Origin of the sequence: Hymenobacter piscis, from assembly GCF_018760735.1 — a bacterium.
GTDB classification, from domain to species: domain Bacteria; phylum Bacteroidota; class Bacteroidia; order Cytophagales; family Hymenobacteraceae; genus Hymenobacter; species Hymenobacter piscis.
The window spans coordinates 247,631-273,860 of record NZ_JAHHZN010000001.1; the positions used below are offsets into that span (position 1 = coordinate 247,631).

20 protein-coding genes are annotated in these 26,230 nt (G+C 63.1%); 16 read left to right on the forward strand and 4 right to left on the reverse strand.

Going from position 1 to position 26,230, the window contains the following annotated elements:
• Positions 1–92: 92 nt before the first annotated feature.
• Positions 93–1,847: a helix-hairpin-helix domain-containing protein gene (locus KLP40_RS01065; RefSeq protein WP_215591656.1), complete on the reverse strand. Its 1,755-nt coding sequence runs from the start codon at positions 1,845–1,847 to the stop codon at positions 93–95.
• A 141-nt stretch (positions 1,848–1,988) separates the two neighbouring features.
• Between KLP40_RS01065 and KLP40_RS01070 the strand changes: the two genes are divergently transcribed.
• The 5 genes from KLP40_RS01070 to KLP40_RS01090 all read left to right on the forward strand — a co-directional run bounded on the left by KLP40_RS01070 (position 1,989) and on the right by KLP40_RS01090 (position 5,620).
• Positions 1,989–2,381 carry a hypothetical protein gene (locus KLP40_RS01070; RefSeq protein WP_215591657.1) on the forward strand — a complete coding sequence of 131 codons (393 nt, stop codon included), beginning with the start codon at positions 1,989–1,991 and terminating at the stop codon, positions 2,379–2,381.
• Positions 2,382–2,456: 75 nt separating this feature from the next.
• Entirely contained in the window at positions 2,457–2,825 is a 369-nt protein-coding gene (locus tag KLP40_RS01075) for a hypothetical protein (RefSeq protein WP_215591658.1), read from the forward strand.
• Between the two features lie 112 nt (positions 2,826–2,937).
• Positions 2,938–3,372: a hypothetical protein gene (locus KLP40_RS01080; protein ID WP_215591660.1), complete on the forward strand. Its 435-nt coding sequence runs from the start codon at positions 2,938–2,940 to the stop codon at positions 3,370–3,372.
• Positions 3,373–3,416: 44 nt separating this feature from the next.
• Positions 3,417–3,824: an EVE domain-containing protein gene (locus KLP40_RS01085; protein WP_215591661.1), complete on the forward strand. Its 408-nt coding sequence runs from the start codon at positions 3,417–3,419 to the stop codon at positions 3,822–3,824.
• 191 nt (positions 3,825–4,015) lie between these two features.
• Positions 4,016–5,620, forward strand: coding sequence for a hypothetical protein (locus KLP40_RS01090; RefSeq protein WP_215591662.1), 1,605 nt, complete (start codon positions 4,016–4,018; stop codon positions 5,618–5,620).
• An 88-nt stretch (positions 5,621–5,708) separates the two neighbouring features.
• Here KLP40_RS01090 and KLP40_RS01095 read toward each other — a convergent pair whose 3' ends face one another.
• The 3 genes from KLP40_RS01095 to KLP40_RS01105 form a co-directional block, all read right to left on the reverse strand.
• On the reverse strand, positions 5,709–6,269 hold the full coding sequence (locus tag KLP40_RS01095; protein ID WP_215591663.1) for a DUF4252 domain-containing protein: 561 nt from the start codon (positions 6,267–6,269) through the stop codon (positions 5,709–5,711).
• 135 nt (positions 6,270–6,404) lie between these two features.
• Entirely contained in the window at positions 6,405–7,868 is a 1,464-nt protein-coding gene (locus KLP40_RS21500; protein WP_215591664.1) for an OmpA family protein, read from the reverse strand.
• Between the two features lie 348 nt (positions 7,869–8,216).
• Positions 8,217–9,515 (reverse strand): aminopeptidase P N-terminal domain-containing protein, encoded by a 1,299-nt coding sequence (locus tag KLP40_RS01105; protein ID WP_215591665.1) that lies wholly within the window; start codon positions 9,513–9,515, stop codon positions 8,217–8,219.
• A 188-nt stretch (positions 9,516–9,703) separates the two neighbouring features.
• Between KLP40_RS01105 and KLP40_RS01110 the strand changes: the two genes are divergently transcribed.
• From KLP40_RS01110 to KLP40_RS01160, 11 genes are all read left to right on the forward strand, one after another.
• The gene (locus KLP40_RS01110; protein ID WP_215591666.1) at positions 9,704–10,738 is read left to right on the forward strand and encodes a glycosyltransferase family 9 protein; all 1,035 of its coding nucleotides are present in this window, start codon (positions 9,704–9,706) and stop codon (positions 10,736–10,738) included.
• A gap of 265 nt (positions 10,739–11,003) precedes the next feature.
• Positions 11,004–12,236, forward strand: coding sequence for a M16 family metallopeptidase (locus tag KLP40_RS01115; protein WP_215591667.1), 1,233 nt, complete (start codon positions 11,004–11,006; stop codon positions 12,234–12,236).
• Between the two features lie 125 nt (positions 12,237–12,361).
• Positions 12,362–12,802: a YDG/SRA domain-containing protein gene (locus tag KLP40_RS01120; RefSeq protein WP_215591669.1), complete on the forward strand. Its 441-nt coding sequence runs from the start codon at positions 12,362–12,364 to the stop codon at positions 12,800–12,802.
• Between the two features lie 133 nt (positions 12,803–12,935).
• Positions 12,936–13,580, forward strand: a complete 645-nt coding sequence (locus tag KLP40_RS01125) for an O-methyltransferase (protein ID WP_215591671.1) — start codon at positions 12,936–12,938, stop codon at positions 13,578–13,580.
• A 351-nt stretch (positions 13,581–13,931) separates the two neighbouring features.
• Positions 13,932–16,856, forward strand: a complete 2,925-nt coding sequence (locus KLP40_RS01130; RefSeq protein WP_215591673.1) for a TonB-dependent receptor — start codon at positions 13,932–13,934, stop codon at positions 16,854–16,856.
• A 289-nt stretch (positions 16,857–17,145) separates the two neighbouring features.
• Positions 17,146–19,335 carry a LysM peptidoglycan-binding domain-containing protein gene (locus KLP40_RS01135; RefSeq protein WP_215591674.1) on the forward strand — a complete coding sequence of 730 codons (2,190 nt, stop codon included), beginning with the start codon at positions 17,146–17,148 and terminating at the stop codon, positions 19,333–19,335.
• A gap of 43 nt (positions 19,336–19,378) precedes the next feature.
• Positions 19,379–20,107, forward strand: coding sequence for a LysM peptidoglycan-binding domain-containing protein (locus tag KLP40_RS01140; protein ID WP_215591675.1), 729 nt, complete (start codon positions 19,379–19,381; stop codon positions 20,105–20,107).
• A 208-nt stretch (positions 20,108–20,315) separates the two neighbouring features.
• Positions 20,316–23,999, forward strand: coding sequence for a DNA polymerase III subunit alpha (gene dnaE / locus KLP40_RS01145; RefSeq protein ID WP_215591676.1), 3,684 nt, complete (start codon positions 20,316–20,318; stop codon positions 23,997–23,999).
• Positions 24,000–24,148: 149 nt separating this feature from the next.
• Entirely contained in the window at positions 24,149–24,472 is a 324-nt protein-coding gene (locus KLP40_RS01150) for a hypothetical protein (protein WP_215591677.1), read from the forward strand.
• Positions 24,473–24,638: 166 nt separating this feature from the next.
• Positions 24,639–25,160: a GbsR/MarR family transcriptional regulator gene (locus KLP40_RS01155; protein WP_215591678.1), complete on the forward strand. Its 522-nt coding sequence runs from the start codon at positions 24,639–24,641 to the stop codon at positions 25,158–25,160.
• A 116-nt stretch (positions 25,161–25,276) separates the two neighbouring features.
• Complete coding sequence (locus KLP40_RS01160; RefSeq protein ID WP_215591680.1) at positions 25,277–26,200, forward strand: TIGR01777 family oxidoreductase; 924 nt, start codon at positions 25,277–25,279, stop codon at positions 26,198–26,200.
• Positions 26,201–26,230 lie beyond the last annotated feature (30 nt).

The window sequence follows — 26,230 nt, forward strand, 5'->3', positions numbered from 1 at the left end:
TAACCTGATGACAAGATTACTTTGGCAACATCAGCCCGCGAGATTCCTCGGCAAGCTCGGTATGACGTTCTTCTTCACTCACCCAGCCTACCCTACCCAAACAACGAATCCTTAAACTCCAGCGGGGGCTTGATATTGGCTTTGCGACGGGCGAAGTAGTCGGCGGCTTCCGCGGCGGTTTTAGTGTTAAAGGTCATGGCGCGGGTCAGGCCACCTTTCCGGCCCATGAATACGCCGTAGCGCATGTCGGCGTAGCCGTTGGTGTGGTGGGCGTCGGGGTTGATGCTCAGCTGCACGCCCTGTTCCAGGGCGTAATGCACCCAGCGCCAGTCGAGGTCGAGGCGCCAGGGGTTGGCGTTGATTTCGATGATGACCTGGTGCTTGGCGCAGGCATCAATGACGGCTTTGTGGTCGAGGGGGTAGCCTTCGCGGCGCAGCAGCAGGCGGCCGGTGGGATGGCCCAGCATGGTGGTATAGGGGTTTTCGATGGCCCGCAGTACCCGCGCCGTGGCTTTGCGCTCGTCCATCCGGAGGTTGGAGTGCACCGAGGCCACAATGAAATCAAAGGTTTCGAGCACCGTGGGCGGGTAGTCGAGGGAGCCGTCGGAGAGAATATCCGACTCGATGCCCTTAAAGATGCGGAACGGGGCCAGCTCCTGGTTGAGCAGGTCGATTTCCTGGTGCTGCTGGCGCACCCGCTCCACGGGCAGGCCGTTGGCGTAGTGGGCGGCCTGGGAATGGTCGCAGATGCCGAGGTATTCGTAGCCCTGGCCCTGCAGGAAGGTGGCCATTTCGCGCAGGCTGTGGCTGCCGTCGGAGTAGGTGCTGTGGTTGTGCAGGGAGCCGCGCAGGTCGGCGTCTTCCAGCAGGCGGGGCAGCTGGTTGGCGCGGGCCAGGGGCAACTCCCAGAGGCCTTCGCGCAGCTCGGGCTCCACGTATTGCAGGCCGGCGCGGGTGTAAAGGTCGGCCTCCTGGGCAAACTGCTCGCGCTTGAGCCACTGGCGCAGACTGGCCGGCTGGCCGGGCAGCAGCTCTTCGGTCAGGGCCCCGGTCAGGTGGGCGTCGGTGGCCGAGGTGAGCAGCAGCTGGTTGATAAAATCGGCCGGGGCCGCCAGGCGCACCTCCACTTTCACGCCCGAGGCCGTGGCCGTGCCGCGCCAGGCAAACGGGCCGCTGCGGCGCGGGTCGGGCGTGAGGCCCTCCACACTACCCAGCAGCCCGTGCACGGCGGCGGGCGACTCGGTGGCGGCTACCAGCAGCACGGTTTCGATGGTTTCGAGGCGGCGGCGCACTTCCCCGCTCACGGCGGCGCGCTTCACCCCGGGCACGGATTCCAAACGAGCCAGCAGGTCGTGGGCCAGCTCCTCGGCCTGGGGGTAGAGCAGCTTGCCCCGGCTTTGGTCGGTGAAATCCAGGGCTTCGAGAATGGCCTGCTGGGTTTTCTGGCCGAAGCCCTTGAGCTGGCTGACCTGGTTGGTTTCGGCGGCTTCACGCAGCTGCCCGGGGCTTTCCACGCCCAGTTCCTTCCACAGGCTGCGGATTTTCTTGGGGCCGATGCCTTTAATGTTGAGCAGCTCCACCACGCCGGGCGGGGTGGCCGCCAGCAGGCGCGTGAGGTCTTCGAACGAGCCGGTATCGAGCATTTCGGCCACTTTGGCGGCGGCCGTTTTACTCAGGCCCGTGCGGTCGGGCAGGCCGGTGCGCTCCACGTCGGCCACCGGGAAGCTCAGGGCCTCCAGGGCGTTGGCGGTGCCTTCATAGGCCCGGATTTTAAACGGATTCTCCTCGTGCAGCTCCATGAGCTGGGCCACGAGGCGAAAAGCACGGGTAAGAGCGCGGTTGTCCATGCCGGCAAAGGTAGTCGTCAGGGGTGAGTTGCCGGTTGCCGGGCAAACGGGGCTTAGGCGAACGAAGCCCTGGGGCTCCGACACCGGGCAACCGGCAACTGATATCTTGCTAACTTACCCACTCCCTAACGTTTCCCCGCTATGCGCTTATTCACTGTTTTTGCTTTCCTGAGCGTGCTGCTGCTGGCCGCCACCTGCAACCCCGAAACCCAGACCATGACGCTCAAACAACTGGAAGGCACCTGGCTGCACGCCCACGAGGAAGACCAGGGCGACGTGCGCGTGTACCGGCCCAACACCTATGCTTTCGGCCCCTCACGGGGTCGCACGGGCTTCGCCTTCGACCACAACGGCCTGTTCACCCAGTACGACATTGCCCCCACCGACGGCATTGAGGGCCGCAAGGGCCAGTGGAAGGCCCAAGACGAGCGCACCATCCGCATCAGCCTCGACGATAAGAAGGAGCCCGATTACCTGCTCGAAATCGTTTCGTTGGAGAATAACGTGCTCAAAGTGCGGCGCAAAGAGTTGTAGGCATGCAACGTCTGCGGTTGCCGCGGCCATCCTGACGATGGGTACTTAGGCCCGAATCATCCAAACCCATTCGTTATGTTTCGTTCCCTCCTTATTGTAGCCCTCGGCATGATGGCGCTCAGTAGCTGCCGCAAATCGGAAGACCCTACTCCTGTTCAGGACCAGGACTGGTTCAGCACCTCACAGCCCGGCGCGACGGGCTACACCATTTACAGCACCACCCCCCCAATAGGACGGGGCTACGCCGGTTTTCGGCTCAATTCCGACGGCACCTACCTCGAGTACGCTCCGGCCCCTGCCGATGGCCAAGAGGAGCGGCCCGGCACCTGGCAGGCCGAGGGTAAGCTGACCTACCGGATTACGTTCCGCGACGCTACCCGCCCGGGCTACCAGTTGCGCATCAAAAACCCTTCGGCGGAACATTTAGAGGCCCGGATGGACTAACTATAGTCATTTTTAACCACTTTAGCGGGTAGTTCCGGCAGCTTGGCCGCGCCTTGCGCCAGGCTGCCGGTCATCCGCAGCCAAACCTGTTTCCCAGCCCAACCATCTGCTTATGCGCTACGCTACGCTACTTACCAGTTCCCTGCTTCTGCTACTGGCCCTGGGGGCCTGCACCGCCGTTAGCGAGCGGGCCCCGAGCGAACGGGCCCTGACCGGCTGCGAGCCGGTGGAGCTAAGTTCCGTTCTGAACAAAGACTGGTACAATACGCTGGCGCCGAAGGATGCGGATGGCTTCGAGACGTACAAGCTGCCGGGCACGTTTGAGATGGGCATGACTACCGGTTTCCAGCTCGGGGCCGACAGCGTGTACACCATTCACTCGTTCGGACCGGCCGATGAGCCGCTGACCATTCGCGGCTCCTGGCACACCGTGTCGGGCTGCCCGCCCATCGTGCTCGACGCCTCCACCGAGCTCGGCGCCCAGCAGTTGCGGCTGGAACTGGTGGACGCCTCCACCCTGAAAGTGAAATTCGACGCCCGGCCCTGAGTCGGGCCGGCTCATCTTCTACCCGCCGGTCTTACCTTCGGGCCATGAACTACTGGCTTGTCAAATCAGAACCCGCGGCGTATTCCTGGGCCGATTTTACCCGCGACGGCAGCACCGACTGGACCGGCGTGCGCAACTTTCAGGCCCGCAACTTTCTGCGTGCCATGCACCCCGGCGACCTGGTGCTCTACTACCACAGCGTAACCGAGAAACAGGTGGTGGGCGTGGCCGAGGTAACGGCCCCGGCTGCCCCCGATGCCACCGCCCCCACCGGCTCCGACTGGGTGGCCGTGCGCCTGCGCCCCCGCCAGGCCCTGGCCACGCCCGTTTCGCTGGCCCGCATCAAGCAGGATGAGCGCCTCACCCAGATTGCCCTGTTGCGCCAGTCACGCCTGTCGGTGATGCCGCTTAAACCCGAGGAGTTCGACGTGCTGCTGGAACTGGGCAGCTAACACTACCGGCGCCCGGCCGACGGCTCCGGGGCCCTCCCCTCTTCTTCCACGACCCGCCCGATATATTCGGGCGGGTCGTGTGCATTTGCCGCCATGGCGGCATCATATTCGGGCCGGCTTTGTTAGGTGATACCCGGCTTTCGTTTTATCTTACGTAAGCACTTTGTGCCTTGCATTTTGCGGTCCTCGCCATGAAATACTGTTACCTGCTTTGCTGCCTGCTGGGAGTTATTTCAACCGGACTGGCCCAGAAGTCTGCCCCGCCCAAGCCGGCCGTGGAGCCCCGCCAGCCCCTGCGCACCGAACTGCTGCTCGAGTCCTCCAACAGCGACGTGCAGGTGCAGCCCCTGGTCGAGGACAGCAGCCTGGTGCTGCTGGTAGAGCGCGACCCCGTCCTGATGGGCAAGCCGGAGCACTACTTTCAGAAATTCGATAAACACCTGCGCCCCGCCAGCGCCGTGCCCCTGGCAGTGCCCCGGGGCTACGATTTTCAGCGTATCTGCGCCGAGGGCACCGACGTGTACGCCTTGTTTTCGGGGCCGGATAACGGCACGCTGTGGGTGGCGGCTTACGATACCAAAACCGGCGAGCTGGGCCAGGGCGAGTTCAAAACCAAGCGCACCCGCCAGATTCACGACCTCAAGGCCCTCGAAGGCAACCTGTTCGTGACCGTGGAGGTCGACCAGCACCTGACGCTGCTGCTGCTGGATCTGCATCAGGCCACGTTCCGGTTTCTGCCGTCGGTATTCGAGACGCTGCCCACCCGCTTCACCTTCCTGGCCGATTCCGTGACCAAACGGGCCGAGCTGATTCTGAGCGAAACCAATGGCTTCAAGTCGCGCCTGCAGCTCAAGCAGCTCGACGACGACGGCCAGCTGCTGCGCACCGAGTTCGTGCAGGCCGGCAGCGAGCGGGGCCTGCTCGATGCTCAGCTCAGCCCCGGCGACAGCGCCGCCCGCCTGCTGGCCGGCACCTACACCCTGCGCGACTCGCGCTACTCCCAGGGCCTGTTCGCCTCCGACCTCACGGCGGGCGTTACCGAAACCGGCCAGCGCCGCTCCCTGCGCTTCTACGACTTCCTGAACTTCAAGCACTTTTTCGATTTCATGAAGCCGGCCCGACTGGCGCGGATGCGGCAACGTCACGAGCGGCGGCGCGCCTCCGACCGGCAGTTCCGGCATCGGTTTCAGCTGCTCATGCACGATATGCTGCCCACCCCCGAGGGGTACGTACTGGTGTCAGAGGTGTACTACCCGCGCTACAACACGTCGAACTATCCCTACGGTAACTTCGGCGGCCTGGGCAGCTACGGCTACAGTAATTTGGGGGGGCTCAATGGCTTTGGCTACCCCTCCCGCTACAACGGCTTCAGCACCGGCCGCCGCCCTTCCGAAGGCTACCGCACCACGCACGCCCTGCTCTGCGGCTTCGACCGCCAGGGCAATCTGCTCTGGGACAATTCCTTTCTGCTCAAGGACGTTGACCACGCGCAGCTGCAGGAAACTGTGTGCTTCCGGCCCCTGCCCAACGGGCAGTTTGCCGTAGCCTACCTCAAAGACGACAACTTCTACTACAAGCTCGTGGACCGCTCGGCACCTGCCCCCAACGACTGGCAGGTGACGCTCCGCCCCTCCCCCACCGAGGCTGGCCCCCGGGAGGAAAAAGCCACCAGTACCCAGCAGGAACAGCTCATGGCCTGGTACGGCACGCGTTTTCTGGCCGTGGGCTACCAGCACATCCGCCCCGAACAAGGCCCCGGCCGGGACGTGTTCTTTTTAAACGTGCTGGAGTTTTAGCCCGGCTTCTGCCGGCTCCCTACACCAACCGCCCCCGGCTGCTTCTTATTGAGCGACCGGGGGCGGTTGGTTTCATGCGCAGGAAAGTTTACAATTCGCCCTTCACCACGTTGGGTAACACCTTGCTGAGCTGGGTGACCTGCTCGCGCGTGAAGCTGCCGGCTACGGCTACCAGCACGAAGGAATCGGTGGTCTGCTGCTTGCCTACGGCCACGAACTCCGATACTTTGCCGCCCTGCTCGCGCACCGAGTACCGCATCTGGTTCGGGATGTCGGCGTTGGCGTCGGCGATGGGCAGGGGCGTGTACCGCTCGCTGGCCAGCAACCCGTCAACCTCCTGGTTCAGGCCCTCGACCACCAGATTGCGGGCGCTGTTGCTGGTAGGCGTGAAGGTGATGATTTTGGCGCTTCGAATAGCCGACAGAGCTTCGGTGAGGTCGGCCCCACCCCCGAGCTTGCCCAAACGGCCCAGCAGGAAACGGGTGGTCAGGCTGGCGTTCCAGTCGGTGGCCTTAAAGCCGGGGCGGTTTTCGTACTTGTTGAAGAACTGGGCTACGGTACGGGCGGGAGTTTCGGGGCCGGCGGCGCGGCAGCCGGCCAGCAGCAGCAATACCACGGCCAGCAGCGTGGGAACAAGACGTAATTTCATGGCAGGAAAGAGGAAAGGAGAAATGATTAGAGACAGTACGTAGTCGCCCGGGAACCGTTCCGGCTGACCAGCTACGGCACAAAAAAGGCGGCGTACCCGAAAGCACGCCGCCTTTTCGTTAGCTATTCCGCAGCACTAGGGCTGGGGAGCGTTCGGGATGAAGAACTCGAAGCGGAAATCCACCCGACGGTTCTGCGCCATACCGGCGGCGGAGGTATTCGGAGCAGCGGGCTCCGACTCGCCTTTGCCTTCGGTCACGATGCGGGCGGGGTCCAGCTGCTTGCCGGTGAAGTACCGCTTCACCGAACCAGCGCGGCGCTCCGACAGACCCTGGTTGTACTCGTCAGTACCACGGGAGTCAGCGTGACCCACTACGCGGATGCTGTACTCGGGGTGGTCTTTGAGGGCCTGCACCATTTTGTCGAGCGTGCCGTACGAGCTACGCTTGATGACGGTGCTGTTGGTTTCGAAGCGGATGGGCTGCTCCAGCTTGCGCACCTCGGCATCTACCTCGGGGCAGCCGTTAGCGTCCACTTTCGTGCCGGCCGGCGTGTTGGGGCACCGGTCCTGGTCGTTGGGGATACCGTCGCCATCCGCGTCGGTTACCAGCGGGCAGCCGTTGCCGTCTACCTGAGTACCGGCGGGGGTATCGGGGCACTTATCGTTTTTGTCAGCCACGCCGTCACCGTCGGCGTCGGGGCAGCCGCGCAGGGCGGGCAGGCCGGCCTCATCGGGGCAGTCGTCGTCTTTATCGGCTACGCCATCGTTGTCCCGGTCGGGGCAGCCCTGCATAGCAGCCGTGCCGGCCTCGGTGGGGCACTGATCCTGGTAATCCGGAACGCCGTCCTTGTCGCCATCGAGAGGGCAACCGTTTTCGTCCACGGCCACGCCGCTGGGCGTATCGGGGCATTTATCCTTCCGGTCGGGTACGCCGTCGCCATCCGTGTCCTTAGCTTTGCCCAGGGCAATGTTCAGGCCCACGGTGTGCTGCAGGAACCGGTCGTCGAATTTGTTGTCGTCGCGGGCCGGGTCGCCGTCGATGTTGGCGTTGAGCGGCACGTGCTGGCCGGTCTGCACGAACAGGGTCACGGCATCACCCAAGCGGAAGTCGATACCAGCGGCCCCGAACAGGTCGAAGTGGTTCTTGTCCTCGTCGGTGTTAATCGTCTGATTGTTGCGGAAGATGGTGCCCTCGCGGCTGGTGTAAGTGAGGCCGGGGGCCGCCAGCAGGTAGGGCCGGATGGGCGAGTCGTCGTTGAAGAGCTTGAATTTCAGGCCCAGATTCACGTTCACCACGTTGGTGGCGAAGCGGCTGCCGAAGTAGGGGGCGCCGTTGGGGGCGTCCTTCTTGAACTCCACGTAGTTCCCGCTCAGCTGCACATCCAGCCCTTTGGAAAGGTAGCGGCTGAAGGTGATGCCGGGCGCGTACTTGTTCTCGCTGAAGTCCCAGTAGTCGGAGCCGAAGTTGCCCTTGTACTGCATGGCGCTCACGTTCAGGCCAATAGCCGTCTTACGATCTGCCGTCTGCGCGTGCGCCTCCGGGGCCAACGCCAGTGCCACGAGTCCGCTGGCGGCGATGGTGGTTAGGATTTTTTTCATAGGAAGAGGAAGTTTTGAGGGGGCAAAGGTATCGTACCGCCGCGTAAACGGAAGCAGCAGGCCGCAGGCGAAACTTGCTGCCTATACCGGCTGTCCGGAGAATAGGTTACCGAAACAATAGCCTGCCCTACTCCCTGCGCCCTTTTAACCCCTTGCTATCCACCACGTTTTCAGGCCGATTGCCCGCATGAGTGGATCCTGCATGCTCCCAAACAATCCTATATTAATTCCATAAAATATAGCCCCGATGCCGCTGGCCTCGGCCGAAAAAAATATTCCGGCCAGCCCGGCTCCCCATGAGCCGAACCGACCGGAATAGCATTTCCGGTACATGACCTCCAACGGCCCCTAGGCCCGGCCCTGCTGCATGAGGCGCTCGATATCGGCCACTTCGAGCGGGATGTGCTTCATCAGGTCGTCGTTGCCGGTTTTGGTGATGAGAATGTCGTTTTCGAGGCGGATGCCGAGGCCTTCCTCGCGGATGTAGATGCCCGGCTCGCAGGTGTAGACCATGCCCGGCTCGAAGGTGCGGTACTTGAAGCCCACGTCGTGCACATCGAGGCCGAGGTAGTGGCTGGTGCCGTGCATAAAGTACTTCTTATATAAAGGAGCGGCGGGGTCCTGGTTGCGCACGTCCTGCACGTTGAGCAGGTCCAGCCGCACCAGCTCCACTTCCATGGCCTGGCCCACGGCGGCGTGATACTCCTCAATGTTGCCGCCGGGCACGAGGCGGGCGGTGGCAAACTTCATGACCCGCAGCACGGCCTCGTACACGTCGCGCTGGCGCGGGCTGAACGTGCCGCTGATGGGGATGGAGCGCGAGAGGTCGGCGGCGTAGTTGGCGTACTCGGCCCCGAAGTCGAGCAGCATCACGTCGCCGGCCTGGCACTGCCGGTCGTTCGAGACGTAGTGCAGGATGCAGGCGCTGGGGCCCGAGGCGATGATGCTGCCGTAGGCGGGGCCGCGGGAACCCTGGCGCAGGAATTCGTGGAAGATTTCGGCTTCCACCTCGTACTCCATCACCCCGGGCCGCACGAAGCTCAGCAGGCGGCGGAAGGCGTCGCCGGTGATGTCGGCGGCCTTCTGCAGGAGACGGATTTCCTCGGCGCTCTTGATGGCGCGCAGTTGGTGCATGAGGCGGGCGGCGCGGCGGTACTGGTGCAGCGGGTAACGGGCCTGCAGCTGCTTAATGAAGCGGGCGTCGCGGGTTTCCACTTCCACCACGGCCCGGATGTGCTCGTTGGTGTTCAGGTACACGTTTTCGGCCTCGTTCATGAGGGCCGGCAGCACCGAGTCGAAGGCGTCCAGCCACATGATGGTGGGCACGCCCGACTGCTCGCGGGCCTGCTCCTTGGTGAGCTTGTAGCCTTCCCAGACCAGAATGTGCTCACTGGTTTCCTTCAGAAACAGGATTTCGCGGTATTGGGGCAGCACCGCGTCGGGGAAGATGACGAGGATGCTTTCCTCCTGGTCCACGCCGCTCAGGTAGAACAGGTCGTTGTTCTGGCGAAAGGCCATGGTGCCGTCGGCATTGGTCGGCAGCACGTCGTTGGAGTGGAAGATGGCCAGCGAGGCCGGGGGCAGCTGCTCGCGGAAGCGGCGGCGGTTTTCTTTGAACAGATCGGGCGAAATAGAGCCGTAGCGCATGGACAGGGAAGCTAAAAGGTGGCACAAACGGGGCCGCTGGGGCGGCCGGGGCAAGTTAGGCAGTTCCGGCCGGCTTTGCGCCCGGCCCGTGGTGGCTGGCGGCGGCGGCTTCGTCTCCCCCGGCGGAGACGGGTAGGTTACCAATCCGGTATTTTACCGGGTATCTTTGCCCGCTTATCCGCCAGATTATGCCCGCCGCCGCTACCCCGCCCGCCCTCCTGCTCATCCAGACCGCCTTCATCGGCGACGTGATTCTGGCCACGGCGCTGCTGGAGTTTCTGCACCGCACCGAGCCCGCCACGCCGGTCGATTTTCTGGTGCGCAAAGGCAACGAGGGCCTACTCCGGGGCCACCCGCACGTGCGGCAGGTGCTGGTCTGGGATAAGCAGCACGCCAAGTACCGGGGGTTGCGGCAGCTGCTGGGCCAAATCCGGCGGGCCGATTACGGGCGCGTAGTCACGCTCCAGCGCTTTGCCAGCACGGGCCTGCTGACGGCCTTTTCGGGGGCGCCGGAGCGTATCGGCTTCGATAAAAATCCGTTTTCCTTCCGCTTTACGCGGGTGGTGCCCCACGTGATTGGGGCGGGCGTGCACGAGGTGTCGCGCAACCTGCACCTGCTCAACCCCGCTTACGAGGGCCCGGTGGTAGCGCCCCGCCTCTACCCCTCCGCCGCCGACGAAGCCGCCGCCGCCCAGGCCGCCGCGCCCGCCGCGGGTGGGCCCTACCTCTGTATTGCGCCCACGTCGGTGTGGTTTACCAAGCAGCTGCCCGAGGAGCAGTGGCTGAAGCTGCTGGCCGCCCTGCCGCCCCACTACACCGTGTTCCTGCTCGGGGGCCCGCCCGATACGGCCGCCTGCCAGCAGTTAGTGGAGCGCACCACCCGGCCGGGGGTCGTGAATCTGTCGGGCAGGTTGTCGTTGCTGGCGTCGGCGGCCCTCATGCGCGGGGCGGTGCTCAATTACGTGAACGATTCGGCCCCCATGCACCTGTGCTCGGCCGTGGGCGCCCCGGTCTGCGCCGTGTACTGCTCCACGGTGCCCTACTTCGGCTTCGGCCCGCTGAGCCCGTTCTCGCGCATTGTGGAGGTGGAGGAAGACCTGGACTGCCGCCCCTGTGGCCTGCACGGCTACAAAGCCTGCCCCCTGGGCCACTTCCGCTGCGCCCACGACATCAGCACCCAGCAGCTGCTGGCCGTGCTGGCGGAATGTGAGGTGGTGAGATAGTGAAATGGTGAGTTGATGTTCAAAAGCCTTGACGGCGCAGGCAGAACGGACGAATACAGGCCGGCTGCTGTAGGAAGGCTGGCTGCGCATTCCACGCCGACTGGACCGATAGAACATCAACTCACCATTTCACTATCTCACCACCTCACCTAATAGTATCTTTGCAACCTGCCGCGCGCTTGCGTGGTTATACTGGGCCGGGTAAAGGAGTGGGTTGCATAAATCCAAGACCCTGAGTCCCCAAGACCCCAAGACCCTACCAAGAATGTCCGACTACAACCTGTACGAGTTGCCCAACGGCATCCGGGTTCTGCATAAGCAAGTACTGCACACCAAAATTGCCCACTGCGGCTTCCTGCTCGACATTGGGTCCCGCGACGAAAAGCCTCACCAGCTGGGCCTGGCCCACTTCTGGGAGCACATGGCCTTCAAGGGCACCGAGAAGCGCAAAAGCTTTCACATTCTCAACCGCCTCGAAACCGTGGGCGGCGAGCTGAATGCCTACACCACCAAGGAGAAAATCTGCTTCTACGCCTCGTTGCTCAGCACCCACTTCGAGCGGGCCTTCGAGCTGCTGACCGACCTGACGTTCAACTCCATCTTCCCCGAAAAGGAGATTGAGAAGGAGCGCGGCGTGATTCTGGAGGAAATGGCCATGTACCACGATGCCCCCGAAGACGCCATCATCGACGACTTCGACGACGTGGTATTCGCCCGCCACACCCTGGGCCACAACATCCTGGGCACCCGCGAAAGTGTCTCGGGCTTCCAGCAGGCCGATTTCCACCAGTTTCTGGCCGACAACGTGCGCACCGACCGGGTCGTGTTCACGTCGGTGAGCAACCTGCCTTTCAAGGAGGTGCAGCGCCTGGCCGATAAGTACCTGGCCCCGCTGCCCGCCCGCCTCGGGCCCCGGCCCCGGCTGGCCTTCAGCGGATACCAGCGCCTGGAACGCCTGGAGCGCAAGCCCATTACCCAAGCCCACTGCCTGATTGGGGGGCCGGCCTACGCCCTGCACGACGAGCGGCGGATTCCGTTCTTTCTGCTCAGCAACCTGCTGGGCGGCCCCGGCATGAACTCCCGCCTCAACCTGGCCGTGCGCGAGAAGTACGGCCTCGTATACACCATCGACGCCACCTACTCGCCCTACACCGACACGGGCCTGTTCGGCATCTATTTCGGGACGGAGAAAAAGCAGGTAAACCGCACCATTTCGCTGGTACAGAAGGAGCTTAAGCGGCTGCGCGAACAGGCCCTGGGTACCTCTCAGTTGCACACCTCCAAGGAGCAGCTCATGGGGCAGCTGGCCATGGCCGAGGAAAGCAACAGCGGCCTGATGCAGCTGCTGAGCAAAAGCACCCTCGACCTGGGCCGGGTGGAAAGCATCAACGAAATCTTCGAGCGCGTCCGCCGCATCACCTCCGCCGAGCTGCTGGAGCTGGCCAACGACATCCTCACCGACGACAACCTGAGCGTACTGCAATACGTGCCGGAGTAGCGGTGAATGAGTGAGTCAGTGAATGAGTGAATAAATGGTTTGGCGACCAGAAAACCCGTTATACTTCGCTCCGCTCAGGATGACGTTCAACGATTCACTCATTCACTGACTCACTCGTTCACCGCATGCCCCACTTCGGCCACATCAGCTACTACCGGCCCGGCGACGTGCTGGAAAACCGGCTGACCCTGAGCCGGGCGGGGCTGCACCGGCCGCCGCGCACGGGCGTGAGCGGCACCCAGGCAGAAGGCGCGGAATCCATCATCCTGGCCGACCAGTACGAGGACGACGACTTTCGGGCAACTGACCTGACCTATTCCGGCAGCGGCGGCCGCGACCCACGCACCGGCCGCCAGGTAACGGACCAGCAGATGACGGGCCGTAACCTCTACCTGCGCCGCAGCCTCGATACCGGCCGGCCGGTGCGGGTGTTCCGGCGGGTTACTACTGAATCGGGCAGCGGCTACCGCTACGAAGGGCTCTACCGGGTTGTCGAGGCAGTATACGAATCCGGCAAGGCGGGCTTTCTGGTCTGGAAATTCCGGCTGGTGCCCGCGGTGAGTTAGGGATTCTGGGAGTTGGGCAGTTAGAACGTGAAGGGCCCGCTACGCACAAAAGCACTTTGTCCATTCCTCTGCCACCAGCCGAAACAGCCAGTCACTTTCTAACTGCTCAACTCCTATACTTCTCTACTTCTCCATGTATTCCCCCGACGACGCCCAACGCTACGCCGACGACCACACCAGCCCGGAAAGTGCGCTGCTGGCTCGCCTCAACCGCGAAACCCACGTGCAGGTGCTCCACGCCCGCATGCTGTCGGGGCACGCGCAGGGGCGGCTGCTGAGCATGCTCAGCCACATGGTGCGGCCGCGGCGGGTGCTGGAGCTGGGCACGTTCACGGGCTACTCGGCGCTGTGCCTGGCGGAAGGGCTGGCGCCCGGGGGCCGGCTGCACACCGTGGAGCAGAACCCCGAGCTGGAAAACCGCATCCGGCGCTACGTGGCCGAAGCGGGCTTCGAGGACCGGATTGAGCTCCACCTCGGCGACGCCCGCCAGCTGCTGCCCACGCTGGATGAAGTCTGGGACCTGGTGTTCATCGACGCCGACAAAATCAACAACGACGCCTATTACGAGCTGGTGCTGCCCCGGGTACGCCCCGGCGGGTTTCTGCTCATCGATAACGTGCTCTGGAACGGCAAAGTCCTGCCCGACTACCCCGCCAGGCCCGCCGACAAGGACACCCACGCCGTACGCGCCTTCAACGCCAAAGTGCAGGCCGATGCGCGGGTGGAAAACGTCTTCCTGCCCCTGCGCGACGGGCTTCTGCTGGTCCGCAAGCTGTAGGTGGTGGTTGGTGGTTAATACAAAGAACGTCATTCCGAGCGAAGGCGGAGCCGGAGCCGAGGAATCTCGCGTGCTGAGGTTGCGCCCACTAATCCCGGTTCCAGAATCACCCGCCCAGGAAAAAGCACGCTGCCTGCGCAGGCAACCGCTGAAGCAGCAGGCTTACTCCTGCTGCATCCCCCACCATTCGCCAAACCTGCCTCATTTCTGAAGCCTGGAAAATAAATTATCGGGGCTGAGGGCTACCAAACAGCCTTTATGCAGCATTAAGTGACCCGAGTGTAGCCTGTCGGTTAAACGTCGGCCACTTTTTCGCGTCTATGGGCGCTAGTGACCTTGCTGACCCGACCGATGATGCCACGTTTTCTGTTTTTACTGCTCTTATCCCTGGCTGTGCTGAGCGCCGCGCAGGCCCAGACCACCGTGCGTGGCCGCGTGCTCGATGCCCGCGACCAGTCGGCCCTGATTGGGGCCAACGTGCTGCTGGTGCAGCTGCCCGACTCGGTGAAGCGGGGCGCGGCCGTGGAGGCCGATGGCTCGTTTGCGGTGCCGGGCGTGCCTGCGGGGCGCTACGTGCTCACGGTTTCGTTTCTGGGTTACCAGAACCTGCAGCGCACCGTGGAGGTGGGCGCCCAACCCCTGAATCTGGGGCCGCTCACGCTGCAAACCGGAGGCATCGCGCTCCAGGGCGTGGAAATTGTGGGCCAGGCCGCCGCCGCCGTGCAGAAGGGCGACACGGCCCAGTTCAACGCCGGCTCGTTCAAAACCAACCCCGACGCCAACGCCCAGGACCTCATCACCAAAATGCCCGGCGTGACCATCGACCCCGGCACCGGCAAGGTGCAGGCCCAGGGCGAGCAGGTGCAGCGGGTGCTGGTCGACGGCAAGGAGTTCTTCGGCAACGACCCCGACGCGGTGCTCAAGAACCTGCCGGCCGAGGTAATCGACAAGATTCAGGTGTACGACCGGGCTTCCGACCAGGCCCAGTTCACGGGGTTCGACGACGGCAACCAGCAGAAAACCATCAACATCGTGACCAAGCCCCAGTTTCGCAACGGCACGTTCGGGCGGGTGCTGGCCGGCTACGGGCCCCAGGACGACCGGTACCGGGTGAGCGGCAACGTGAACGTGTTCAAGGGCAAGCAACGGATTTCGGTGGTGGCCCAGAGCAACAACATCAACGAGCAGAACTTCGGCACCGACGATTTGCTGGGCGTGGTGGGCGCTTCGGCCCAGGGCGGCGGCGGCCGGGGTGGCCGCGGCGGGGGGCGCGGCGGCAACCGGGGCGGCGGCGGCAGTGGCGGCAACAACGCCGGCGACTTTCTGGTCAGCCAGCAGGGCGGCATCAGCAAAACCCACGCCCTGGGCCTGAACTACTCCGATACCTGGGGCAAGAAAACCGACGTGCAGGGCAGCTACTTCTTCAACCTGAGCGACAACGACAGCCGCACCAACCTGCTGCGCCTGTACGTGGCTCCCGAGGGCCAGAACCAGGATTTGCGCTACCGCGAAAACTCCCTGGCCTCCAGTCGTAACATCAACAACCGCTTCAATTTGCGCGTCGACCACAAGTTTGACTCGCTGAACTCGCTGCTGTGGCGGCCCAGCTTCTCGGTGCAGCGCAACACCGGCAACAGCGCCCTCGACGGCAATACGTTCCAACTGAACCCCGACGCTACCACGGCCGACCAGGGCGCCAACACCAGCTCCTACCGCTCGGCCCTGACCGGCATCACGGCCGGCAACCAGCTGCTTTACCGGCACCGGTTCGCGCGCCGGGGCCGCACCTTTTCGGCTGGCCTGAATACGACCTACAACGACCGCACCGGCGACAACAACCTGCTCTCGAGCACCACTTTCTACCGCGACGACTTGCCTCGTACCAGCCAGCTCAACCAGTTCTCGGAGCTGCTGCAGACCGGCTGGAACTGGCGCGGCAGCCTCGACTACACCGAGCCCCTGGGCGAGCACAGCGCCCTGCAACTGGAGTACGACCTGGCCTACACGCCCAACGACTCCGACAAGAAAACCTACGATTTCTCGCCCGGCGAGCAGCAGTTTAACCGCTTGAACGATACGCTCAGCTCGGTTTTCCAGAGCAGCTACCTCACCAACTCGGGCGAGGTAACGTACCGCTACCAGAACCAGACCCTGCAGTGGGCCGTGGGCGCGGAGCTACAGGATGCGCGCCTGCGCAGCGACCAGGAATTTCCGCGGCCCGGCAACACCCGCCGCACCTTCCTGAACGTGCTGCCCAACGCCCAGCTGCGCTACAACTTCTCCAAGCAGCAGAACCTGCGCCTGAACTACCGCACCGGCACCAACCCGCCCGATATCAGCCAGCTCCAGGAAGTAGTCAACAACGCCAACCCGCTGCAGCTGACCACCGGCAACCCCAACCTGCGCCAGGAAACCAGCCAGCGGCTGTTCGTGCGCTACTCCTCGGCGGTGCCCGAGAAATCGACCTCGTTCTTTGCTTTCCTCGGCGGCAACTACACCAACAACTACATCACCAACAACACCGTTTACGCCGGCACCGCTCCCATCGTCGTCGATGGCATCACGATTCCGGCCGGGGGCCAGCTCACCCGCCCCGTCAACCTGGACCAGCAGTATTCGCTCCGTTCTTTTGTCAACTACAGCCGGCCGCTGGCCTTTATCAAATCGAACCTGAGCGTGAATGCCAGCGGCAACTACTCCCAGACGCCGGGCCTGGTGTTCGGGGAACTCAACTACAGCCGCACGCCCTCGGCGAGTCTGGGCCTGAGTCTGAGCAGCAACATCAGCCCGGAAGTGGATTTCACGATTTCCTCGAACTCCAGCCAGAGCTACGTGCGCAACACGCTGCGCCAGCAGCTCAACAGCCAGTTTTTCCGCCAGAACACCAGCCTGCGCCTGAGCTGGATCATCACCCGGGGCATTACGCTGAAGTCGGATGTGAGCCACCAGCTGTACTCGGGCCTCTCGGCGGGTTTCAACCAGAACTTCGTGCTCTGGAACGCCTCCCTGGGCAAGAAGATTTTCGCCAACCAGCAGGGCGAAATCCAGCTCTACGCCTTCGATTTGCTGGGCCAGAACAACAGCATCCAGCGCAATATTGCGGCCGCCTACACCGAGGACGTCCAGACCAACATTTTGCAGCGCTACTTTATGGTCATGTTCACCTACAACCTGCGCAGCTTCGGCGGAGCCCCCGGCCGCGGGGATGACGCCCAACCCGGCAGCATCCCCGGTTCCTCCCGCCCCGGCGGTGGTCGGCCCGGCGGCGGGTTTTAGCGGTTGGCTGTTAGTTAACAGAACGTCCTTCCGAGCTTGCCGAGAAATCTTGCAGGCTGAGGTTGCCACAGTATCCTGGACAAAAGCCCGCAAGGTTCCTTGGCTCCGCTCAGCAGGAAGGTCCAATTGCGCTGACCACGAGCAAAGGCTGAACCGCGGTAGAATTCCGCCATTCTCTTGGATTTGCGGGCCGCAGTACGGAACGCACCCGATTTTTCCTCTACTTTGTGGGCTAACGAGCTTGTCCGTGCCGAACCGGGCGGCCGCTCCGTTTACTTGCCTGCTTTGTATGAAACGACTTTTACTGCTGGTTTGGCTGCTGCTGCCGCTGCTGGGCGCGGCCCAGACGGTGCCGGTGCCGGCCAACCTGACCCTGGCGGGCCTGCGCCTGCGCCTGACTCCGGGCGGCCGCACCGCTCTGCAACAAAAAGTGGACGCGCTGCGCCGCCACCCCGCCTCCTTCCAGGCCCGCGTGGTGCTGGCCGACGCCTACTTTCCCCTCATCGACCGGGTGTTTCAGCAGGAAGGCCTGCCCCTGGATTTCCACTTCCTGGCTCTCCAGGAAAGCGGCCTGCAGGGCGACGCCCAGAGTATTCACGATGCCGTGGGCTACTGGCAGTTCAAGCGCGAGTCGGCCCAGGATTTTGGGCTGCTCATGAACGAATCGGTGGATGAGCGCAAGCACATCGTGGCCTCTTCCCAAGCGGCGGCCCGGTACCTGCTGCGCAACAACAAAACCTTCCGCAACTGGGCCAACACCCTGCTCAGCTACAATCTGGGCCTTACGGGCACCAAGCCCTATACCCTGCCCACCGACGTGGACGCGACGGAGGTGGAAATTACGGAGCGCACCAACCCGTACATTCTGACCTTCCTGGCCCATAAAGTTGCCTTCGAGCCGGCCCTGAACCTGAACACGGCCCCGCCCTTGCAGTTCCAGGAGTTTCCGGCCCCGGCCGGCCAGGGCCTGGCCTTCATGGCCCAGAGTCTGCGCCAGAATCCCGAGGAGCTAGCCAAACACAACCGCTGGCTGCTGGCCCCCACCGTGCCCGCCGACCGGGTGTACACCCTGCTGGTGCCCATCACCGACCCCGCCCAGCTGACCCTGCTCGCCGCCCAGCAAAAAAACGCCGCCGCCGGCCAGCTCCTTCAGCAACCCGCCCCCGATCCTGAAAACGCGGATTTTGTGCGGGTAAACGGCCTGCGGGCCCTGATTGCGCTGCCCGGCGACACCAAGGAAAGTCTGGCCAAGCGCGGCAACCTCAAAATGAAGCGCTTCCTGCAGTACAACGACCTGTTCGCCTTCGACCAGATTATCCCTGGTCAGCCGTATTTTCTGCAAAAGAAGCGCGATAAAGCCGCCGTGGAGTACCACGTGGCCCAGCCCAACGAGAGCATCGTGACGGTGTCGCAGAAGTACGGCATCCGGGCCAAGGCCATCTGGCAGAAAAACCGCATGGCCCGCAACGAGGAGCTGCGCCCCGGCCGCGTGTTGTGGTTGCAGCACACCCGTCCCAAAACGGTAGCCGTGGAGTACGCCGACAGCCAGAATAAAGCCGCCCTGGCCGCCTTCGAGCAGCCCGTATCGACCAAGCCGGCGCCGGCGCCGGTTCAGCCGAAAGAGAAGCGTAAGTTCGACGACGCGGAGCCCTACCGGGGCGGCACGGCCAACGCCACCCGCATCCTGGAAGACGGCGTCGAGGAAGCTGACGCGGCCGTGGATGAGCCAGTGGAAAACCTCAACGACCTGCCCCCGGCCCCTGCCGCCGCCCCGGCCGTTGTGGCCCCGGCCCCGGTTGTGCGCCCGGCCGCTCCGGCCCCGGTTTCTACTCTGCCACCACCCCGACCCATGCCGGCTTCCCGCCCCGTAGGCGATGAGCCGCAGGATACTGAACCGGCCGTTCCCGCCCCGGCTCCCCGCCCTGCGTCGGCTCCGGCCCCCGCTACCGCTTCGCCTGCTCCGGTAAAACCCGCCGTCCCGGTTTCTGCTGCGCCGGCCCCGCCCCCCGCGGCTGCTCCGGTACCGCCTGCCCCCGCCCCGCCGGCAGTGCCAGCACCCGCGCCGGCCGCCGGACCGCCGACCCTGGTGGAGCCGGTTCCGGCCAGCGGTCTGCACACCGTGCAGCCCAAGGAAAACCTGTACTCGGTAGCCCGCCGCTTCCGGCTGCGCCCCGCCGATATCATTGCCTGGAACAACCTGCCGGCCAACCCGGCGCTTAAAATCGGGCAGGTACTGCGCCTGACGGCTCCGCTGGACCCGTCGGCGGCTACGCCGCCCGCCCCGGCCCGGCCCGCCGCCCCTGATTCCGCCCCGAAAACGGCCGCGCCGGCCGTGCGCCACACGGTGCAGCCGGGCGAGACGATGTACGCCATTTCGCGCAAGTACGGCGTGACTATCAAGCAGATCCTGGAGTGGAACGGCCGCACTGACTTCGCCGTGAAGCCCGGCGACGTGCTGCTCATTACGCCCGCCAACTAGTTTGCCGCCTTTCTATTTCCGCCTACCTTTTCGTCGCTTTCCGATGCGTCCTTTTTTCCGGGCCCTGCTGCTGACTGCGGGCAGTCTGCTCACGGCCGGTGCCGCCCAGGCCCAGCAAACAACTCCATCCGGCCTTTCTGAAGATTCTGTACGGGTGATGTCGGGGCTGGTGGAGAGCAGCGTCCGGCAGCTGCGCGCCATCTACTTCGAGCCGACCGATGCCCGCAGCACCGCCCTGATTGAGGCCGCCCTGGCCGAAATTCCGGTACGCAACCAGCGCCTGAGCCACTACACGGCCAGTCTCTCGCGGGAGCAGCAGCAGCTTCTGGCCCAACGCCTGCGCCGCCAACCCTGGCAGGTGGAACTCAATACCCTGCTGCGCAGCCCCCAGTACCAGAACTTTGACCTGCGGGCCGCCAAAAACCCCGAGCTCAAGGCCGCCGCCGACCGCCTGCACGCTTCCGGCTTCGTGGGCACGGGCCGCCCCGCGGCGGGCGGCAAAGCCCCCGCTTCCAAGCTCGCCGCCGCCGCAACGGCAACCCCGGCCGCTGCTGCAACCGCAACGGCAGCAGCTCCAGCAGCCGGCTCCGGCCCGGCTCCCAAGCCGGCTGCCACCCCGGCGGCGGGCCGCCACACCGTGCAGAAGGGCGACACGCTCTACGGCATTGCGCGCCAATACCACGTTTCGGCCAGCCAACTCCGGGAGTGGAACAACAAAACCGACGACGGCGTGAAAATCGGGGAAGTGCTGGTGGTGCAGGCCGCCCGCTAGCGGCGCCCCGGCTCCCCGGCAGGCAGGACGGTCCTACGGGGCCGTCCTTTTTTTATTTGCGCAGCCCTGCCAAAATCCGTTGCCGCGCAACCTTTCCCGGCCGCTGATTCGTGGGTAACTTTACTCTGGCTGAAGCTAGATTAAGTGTTGTGAGCCTCCCGACGGGTCATTCATAATTCTTAATTCTTAATTCTTAATCCAAAGAAGAATGCCCGTTTTCTCGCACCTCCACTCGCACACCCAATATTCCCTGCTCGACGGTCAGGCCAGCATTTCGGCCCTGATGAAGAAGGCCCAGGCCGACGGCATGCCGGCCGTGGCCCTCACCGACCACGGCAACATGTTCGGGGCGTTCAACTTCGTGGCCGAGGCCAACAAGTACAACGTGAAGCCAATTGTGGGCTGCGAGTTCTACATGGTGGAGGACCGCCACAAGAAAACTTTCAGCCGCGAAAAGGGCGAGCGGGACAAGCGCTACCACCAGCTGCTGCTGGCCAAGGACCAAGCCGGCTACCACAACCTGAGCAAGCTCTGCTCCATGAGCTTCATCGAGGGTGTGTACAGCAAGTTTCCGCGGATTGACAAGGAGCTGCTGCTCAAGTACCACAAGGGCCTGATTGCCACCAGCTGCTGCATCGGGGCCGAGATTCCCCAGGCCATCCTGTTCCAGAGCGAGGCCAAGGCCGAGGAGCTGCTCAAGTGGTGGCTTGACGTGTTCGAGGACGACTACTACATCGAGATTCAGCGCCACGGGCTGATGAACTTCGACGGCACCGGCAAAAGCCAGGAAGACGTGAACCAGGTGCTGCTGGGTTTGGCCAAGAAGTACAACGTGAAGGTCATCTGCACCAACGACTCGCACTACGTGGAGCAGACCGACTTTGCGCCCCACGACATTCTGCTGTGCGTGAACACCGGCGAGGAGCACAGCATTCCGGTCGGCGACTTCCAGACCCAGTATTTCCGCCTGATTTCCCAGGACAACAAGGTTCACTACGACCACCTCGACAACCTGCGCCCCCTCGCCGGCCAGGATGCCCACATCCGCCGCCAGCTCCAGCGCATCGATGAGGAGGCGCAGAGTCCCCGGCCCCGGGCCCGTTTCGGCTTCGCCAACGACCAGTTCTACTTTAAGAACCAGGCCGAGATGAACGCGCTGTTTGCCGACGTGCCCGAAAGCGTGGACAACACCAACGAAATCGTGGACAAAATCACGCCGCCCAAGCTGCAGCGCGACATTCTGCTCCCCAATTTCCCGTTGCCCCCCGAGCATCCGACGGCCGACGCCTTCCTGCGCCACCTCACCTTCAAGGGCGCCTTCGAGGGTCCGAAAGCCCGCTACTCCGAGCGCCTCCCCGAAATCGAGGAGCGCCTCGACTACGAGCTGCGCGTGATTGAGACGATGGGCTTTGCGGGTTACTTCCTCATCACCCAGGACTTCATCAACCACGGCCGCAACAATGGCGTGGCCATCGGGCCGGGCCGGGGCTCGGCGGCGGGCTCGGCGGTGGCCTACTGCATCGGCATCACCAACATCGACCCGATTAAGTACTCGCTGCTGTTCGAGCGTTTCCTGAACCCGGAGCGCGTGTCGATGCCCGATATCGACATCGACTTCGACGACGTGAACCGCCAGCGCGTGATTGACTACGTGGTGGATAAATACGGCAAAACCCAGGTGGCCCAGATCATCACCTTCGGTACGATGGCCGCCAAATCCAGCATCAAAGACGTTTCCCGGGCCATGGAGCTGCCGCTGCCGGTGGCCAACGACCTGGTGAAGATGGTGCCCGACCAGGTGGGCACCACCCTGGCCAAGGCCTTCGCCGAAAACCCCGAGCTGGACTACATCCTGCGCGACGACGCCCCCGACAACCTGCGCGGCCAGATTCTGCGCCTGGCCCACAAGCTGGAGGGCTCGGTGCGCAACACCGGCATCCACGCCGCCGGCGTCATCATCGCCCCCGACGACATCACCAAGTACATTCCCGTCTCCACGTCCAAGGACTCGGACCTGCTGATTACGCAGTTCGACGGCAAGGTGATTGAGAGTGCCGGCATGCTGAAGATGGACTTTCTGGGCCTCAAAACCCTGACCATCATTGTCGATGCCATCAACCTGATCGAAAAAAACCACGGCGTCAAAATCGACATCGACGAAATCCCGATTGACGACCCCAAAACCTACGAGCTCTACCAGCGCGGCGACACCATCGGCACGTTCCAGTTCGAGTCCGAGGGCATGCGCATGTACCTCAAGGACCTCAAGCCCACCAACATCGAGGACCTGATTGCCATGAACGCCCTGTACCGGCCCGGCCCGATGCAGTTCATCCCGAACTTCATCAACCGCAAGCACGGCCGCGAAGTGGTGGACTACCCGCACGAGCTGCTGGAACCCATCCTGAACTACTCCCAGGGCATCATGGTGTACCAGGAGCAGATCATGCAGACGGCCCAGATTCTGGCCGGCTACTCCCTCGGCGGCGCCGATTTGCTGCGCCGGGCCATGGGCAAAAAGGACATGAAGAAGATGGCCCTGGAGCGGGAGAAGTTCTGCGAGGGCGCCGAGAAGCTGCACGGCATCAAGGCCAAAAAGGCCAACGAGGTGTTCGACGTGATGGAGAAGTTTGCGGCCTACGGCTTCAACCGCTCCCACTCCGCCGCCTACTCGGTGGTGGCCTACCAGACCGGCTACCTCAAGGCCCACTACCCGGCCGAGTACATGGCCGCCGTGCTCACCAACAACATGGGCGACATCAAGAAGGTGACGTTCTTCATCGAGGAAGCCCGCAAGCAGGGCGTGGCCGTGCTCGGCCCCGACGTGAACGAATCCATCCTGAAGTTCAACGTAAACGCCCAGGGCCAGATCCGCTTCGGCATGGCCGCCATGAAGGGCGCGGGTGAGGCCGCCGTGGAGGACATTGTGCAGGAGCGCGACAAAAACGGTCCCTACCAGGACATTTTCGACTTTGCGCGCCGCGTAAACCTGCGGGCCGTGAACAAGAAAACCTTCGAGAGCATGGCCCAGGCCGGCGCCTTCGACTCGTTTGAGCGCTACCACCGCCGCCAGTTCCTGGAGGCCCCCGGCAACGACCAGAACCTCATCGAGAAGGCCATGAAGGTGGGCCAGCAGCACCAGGCCGCCAAGGAATCGGCCCAGCAGAGTCTGTTTGGCGGCGGCGGCGGCGAAATGGCCATCCCGATGCCTAAAATCCAGGATCTGGAGCCCTGGAGCCCCACCGAGAAGCTGCGCCGCGAAAAGGAAATCGTGGGCTTCTACCTCTCCGGCCACCCTCTCGATGACTTCAAGCTCGAAATCGACTCCTACTGCACCTGCGGCCTGGATAAGATTGAGAGCTACAAAAACCGCGACGTGACGGTGGCCGGGCTGATTTCCAACGTGCAGTTCAAAACCACCAAAACAGGCCAGCCCTTCGTGAGCTTCAACGTGGAAGACTACGAAAGCAGCCTCAACCTGGCCTTGTTCCGCGACGACTACTCCAAGTTCTCGGCCCTCATCAACCCGCGCAACTACGACAAGGAGCAGGTGCCGCCCATGTTCATCCGGGGCAAATACGCCCAGCGCTTCCGCGACTCCGACCAGTTCGAGTTCAAGATCATGACCATGGAGCCGCTGTTCAACGTGGCCGAGAAGCTCGCCAACGGCGTGCGCGTGCAGCTGGACCTACGCACCATCACGGAGCCCTTCATGGACCGCTTCATGGAAGCCGTGGAAGGCTGCGCGGGCTCCAAAAAGCTCGAAATCAAGTTCGCCGAGCCCCACGAGCACCTGGCCGTCGACACTTACTCCCGCCGCTACCGCATCGAGCCCAAGGAGTTCATCCGCAAAATGCGCGAAATGGAAATCGACGCCTGCCAGCTGATTTAATTGGCCCAAGTCTTCAGCGCGTCATTCCGAGCAGAGCGAGGAATCTCGCGTGCTTATGTTGCCAAAGTAACCGTCATGCTGAGCTTGCCGAAGCATCTCTACCGCTTTGCTGGAATTCTGCCATTAACACTCCCTAGAACTCATTTTTCATGAGAGAGCTAACCGAAGAAGAAGCACATCAAACGGTGGCCTTTATGGAGAAACTCGTTGTGGGCTTAGCCGATATTGGAAGGCATTACCCAAATAATGATGATGACTCTGCTTGGGCACTATTGTATATGTTTACGCCCAAATTATGGAAAGAAGCTTCTCAGGTGCGCAGCATGCTATTCACCAAGTACAATAGGGAATTATCTGAAGGAAAGGACTTAGATGAGCTTGAAAAGCTATTGGGAGACCTAGCTTATCGCAAGGCACCGACTCCTAAACAATTAGCTCGTTTCCGGGAGAATAGACTGAAGAAGCAGAAATAAAATCTTTCTGAAGCAGCTCTACCGGCGCTAATCACTGAAGTTAGCACTGCGGTAGAGATGCTTCGGCAAGCTCAGCATGACGTTCTTTTTTAGGTCTAGTTATTACCCCCGAAAATAAACTTTCAATTTTTATTGAAAGTTTGAAATACTCCACTACATTTGAACCATGCAACTCGACGAAGCCAAGCGCAGGTTCATTGAAGGCTGGGGCACCCTGGGCTCGGCCTGGGGCGTGAGCCGCACCATGGCGCAGGTGCACGCGCTGCTGCTGGTGTCGCCGGGCGCGCTGAGCACCGAGGACATTATGGAGCAGCTGCAGATTTCGCGGGGCAACGTGAGTCTGAACGTGCGCGCCCTCATGGACTGGGGCATCGTGCGCAAGGAACTGCGCCCCGGCGAGCGGCGCGAGTTCTTCTCGGGCGAAAAAGACATCCACCGCGTGGCCACGCTCATTCTGCAGGAACGCCGCAAGCGCGAGCTGCAGCCCATCATGCGCGTGCTGGGCGAAATCAGCGAGGTAGAGCCCTCCCCCACGGCCACGCCCGAGGAAACCGCCGCCTTCACCCAGATGATTGGCAGCATCCAGAGCTTCGCCAACTTCGCCGACCGCGCCGCCTCCACCCTCATCAAAGCCGATGAGAACTGGTTTCTGAGCACGTTTATGAAGCTGATGCGGCCGGGGCCGTAGCGTCTCGGCTGGCCTTTTTTTTGCCTCCTATATTTCAATAATTATTGAAAGTTTGATATGCACGATTCCTTATTCGCCGGCGAAGTTTCTCTCTTCTTCCCTTTTCAGCGTGTTTTATGGAACCTCCACTTTTAATAATGGCCGGCGGCACGGGCTTTCTGGGCCAGCACCTGCGGCGTTACTTCGCGCGGGCCGGCTACCGGGTCCGGACGCTTAGCCGCCGCCCCCGCCACCCCGACGACCTCGCCTGGGACGGCCGCACCCTCGGGCCCTGGGCCACGGCCCTGGAAGGCGCCGCGGTAGTGCTCAACCTGGCCGGCCGCTCCGTCGACTGCCGCTACCACGCCGTCAACCGCTACGCCATCGTGCGCAGCCGCACCGACAGCACCCGGGTGCTGGGCGACGCCATAGCGGCCTGCCGCAACCCGCCGGCTTTGTGGCTGAGCTCTTCCACGGCTACCATTTATGAGGATACAGCCGGCGCGGCGCCGGCCAACACGGAAGCCGCCGGCCGGATCGGGCGCGGGTTTTCGGAAATGGTGGCCCAGCAGTGGGAAGCCGAGTTCAACCTGGGCGCTTTGCCCCGTACCCGCCGCGTGGCTTTGCGCACGGCCATTGTGCTGGGGGCCGATGGCGGCGCACTGCCCACCCTGGCCCGGCTGGCGCGTCGGGGCCTCAGCACGCCGCACGGCCACGGGCAGCAGTGGGTCAGCTGGCTGCACATCGAGGATTTCTGCCGGGCCGTGGAGTTTCTAGTGGTGCATCCGGCCCTGGCGGGGGCCTTCAACCTGTGCGCCCCCGAGCCCCTGCCCAACGCCGCCCTGATGCAACTGCTGGACAGCCACTACCGCCCCCGCTGGCACCTGCCACAGCCCCGCTGGCTGCTCGAAATCGGGGCCTTCGTGCTCCGCACCGAAACCGAGCTGCTCCTGAAAAGCCGCAAAGTGGTGCCGCAGCGGCTGCTGGAAGCCGGTTTTCAATTTCGTTTTCCGGCCTGCGAGGCGGCTTTGGCCGATTTACTGCCCCGGCTGGCCTGCTAGCTCCTCCTTTGTCACTTCATCACCCTTCAC